Below are 2,500 nucleotides of genomic sequence, written 5' to 3' on the forward strand. Positions count from 1 at the left end.
TTTGGTTGCGGGAGCAGGATTTGAACCTGCGACCTTCAGGTTATGAGCCTGACGAGCTACCTGGCTGCTCCATCCCGCGACACTTTAGTTTGGTCTACCGCCTATTCGGCTACTTGAGACCATTGTTGGCCTATCGCTTACGCTGCTTGAGGCCTGGGTCGGTAATTCTGATATCGTTTTTGAGAGGATTGTGGGGATTTTACTAGGTTTGGCGGTGACCTACTCTCCCGGGGCTTGAGCCCAAGTACCATTGGCGCGGCGGCACTTAACTTCCGGGTTCGGAATGGGACCGGGTGTTTTGCTCGCGCTATGACCACCAAACCGAGGAAAATCCCCGTCGCTCTTTTTGCTTTGCAAAAAGGCGACGCGCGGGAGGCAGCGTATTCGCTTGCGAATGCGCGTTCCCGCACGGTTGTTGTATCAATCAACACCGTGCGATCCGCTTATGCGGATTGTCACGTCATTGTCCAACTCAAGGTGTGTATGTTTTTGGCTTTTTGATTTCGCCTACCGCTTCGCTACTTGAGGCGGTGGGTGTCTTTCCATTACTGGATCAAATCAAGCCTATCGGGCGATTAGTACCGGTCAACTGAACGCATTGCTGCGCTTACATCTCCGGCCTATTGACGTGGTGGTCTTCCACGGCCCTCAGGGAGACCTTGTTTTGAGGGGGGCTTCCCGCTTAGATGCCTTCAGCGGTTATCCTGTCCGATCATAGCTACCCTGCACTGCCGTTGGCACGACAACAGGTCCACCAGTGGATCGTTCACCCCGGTCCTCTCGTACTAGGGGCAACTCCTCTCAAGTCTCCTACACCCACGGCAGATAGGGACCGAACTGTCTCACGACGTTCTAAACCCAGCTCACGTACCTCTTTAAACGGCGAACAGCCGTACCCTTGGGACCTGCTCCAGCCCCAGGATGAGATGAGCCGACATCGAGGTGCCAAACACTGCCGTCGATATGGACTCTTGGGCAGTATCAGCCTGTTATCCCCGGCGTACCTTTTATCCGTTGAGCGATGGCCCTCCCACTTGGGACCACCGGATCACTATGGCCGACTTTCGTCTCTGCTCGACTTGTCAGTCTCGCAGTCAGGCTGGCTTCTGCCATTGCACTCAACGAGCGATTTCCGACCGCTCTGAGCCAACCTTCGCGCGCCTCCGTTACGCTTTAGGAGGCGACCGCCCCAGTCAAACTACCCGCCACGCAGGGTCCCGGATCCGGATGACGGACCGCGGTTAGACATCAAGAGTGCGAAGGGTGGTATCTCAAGGGAGGCTCCACAGGGACTTGCGTTCCTGCTTCAAAGCCTACCACCTATCCTGCACATCACAATCCTGATGCCAGTGCGAAGCTGTAGTAAAGGTGCACGGGGTCTTTCCGTCTAACCGCGGGAAGCCTGCATCTTGACAGGCAATTCAATTTCGCTGAGTCGATGTTGGAGACAGCGGGGAAGTCGTTACGCCATTCGTGCAGGTCGGAACTTACCCGACAAGGAATTTCGCTACCTTAGGACCGTTATAGTTACGGCCGCCGTTTACCTGGGCTTCAATTCGGAGCTCTCACCCCTCCTTTTAACCTTCAGGCACCGGGCAGGCGTCAGACCCTATACGTCGTCTTGCGACTTCGCAGAGCCCTGTGTTTTTAATAAACAGTCGCCACCCCCTGGTTTGTGCCCCCAGCCCCTAGTTGCCTAGGAACCGGGCCTCCTTCTCGCGAACTTACGGAGGTATTTTGCCGAGTTCCTTCAACATCGTTCTCTCAAGCGCCTTGGTATGCTCTACCAGTCCACCTGTGTCGGTTTAGGGTACGGTCTGATGGAGGGCTATTTCCAGGAACCACTCAGCGGCCCACCCAATCCGATAAGGGTGAACAACAGTCGTGATCCGTCACATCCTCCTGGCACAGGAATATTAACCTGTTTCCCATCGCCTACGCCTTTCGGCCTCGGCTTAGGGGCCGGCTTACCCTGCTCAGATTAGCTTTAAGCAGGAACCCTTGGACTTTCGGCGAGAGTGTCTCTCACACTCTTTGTCGCTACTCATGTCATCATTCTCACTAGTGATCTCTCCACCGGATCGCTCACGCGCCGGCTTCATCGAAAGGACTCTATCCTGCGCTACCGCCTGTTCGGCTACTTGAGCGCGATTTCTCGCGCCAAATGACCGGCGGCAATACAGGATAAGCCCTATGTCACACTACGCTCTGCTACCATGCCTTACGGCATCCTAAGCTTCGGCTCATGGCTTGAGCCCCGTTACATCTTCGCCGCAGGACAACTTGTTTAGACCAGTGAGCTGTTACGCTATCTTTAAAGGATGGCTGCTTCTAAGCCAACCTCCTGGTTGTTTTGGTCGTCCCACCTGCTTTCCCACTTAGCCATGAATTGGGGGCCTTAGCTGTAGGTCAGGGTTGTTTCCCTCTCCACTACGGACGTTAGCATCCGCAGTGTGTCTGCCATCTAGTACTCCCGGGTATTCGGAGTTTGGTTAGGATC

General features: G+C 55.0%; 1 tRNA gene and 2 rRNA genes (1 of these 3 cut by a window edge). All 3 read right to left on the reverse strand.

Going from position 1 to position 2,500, the window contains the following annotated elements:
• Nucleotides 1–2 precede the first annotated feature (2 nt).
• Nucleotides 3–79, reverse strand: a tRNA-Met gene (locus ACR0LZ_RS21025).
• 127 nt (nt 80–206) lie between these two features.
• Nucleotides 207–321, reverse strand: a 5S ribosomal RNA gene (gene rrf / locus ACR0LZ_RS21030).
• A gap of 233 nt (nt 322–554) precedes the next feature.
• A 23S ribosomal RNA gene (locus tag ACR0LZ_RS21035) occupies nt 555–2,500 on the reverse strand (it continues 920 nt past the right edge of the window).

The organism is Ruegeria sp. CI1 (genome assembly GCF_056536925.1).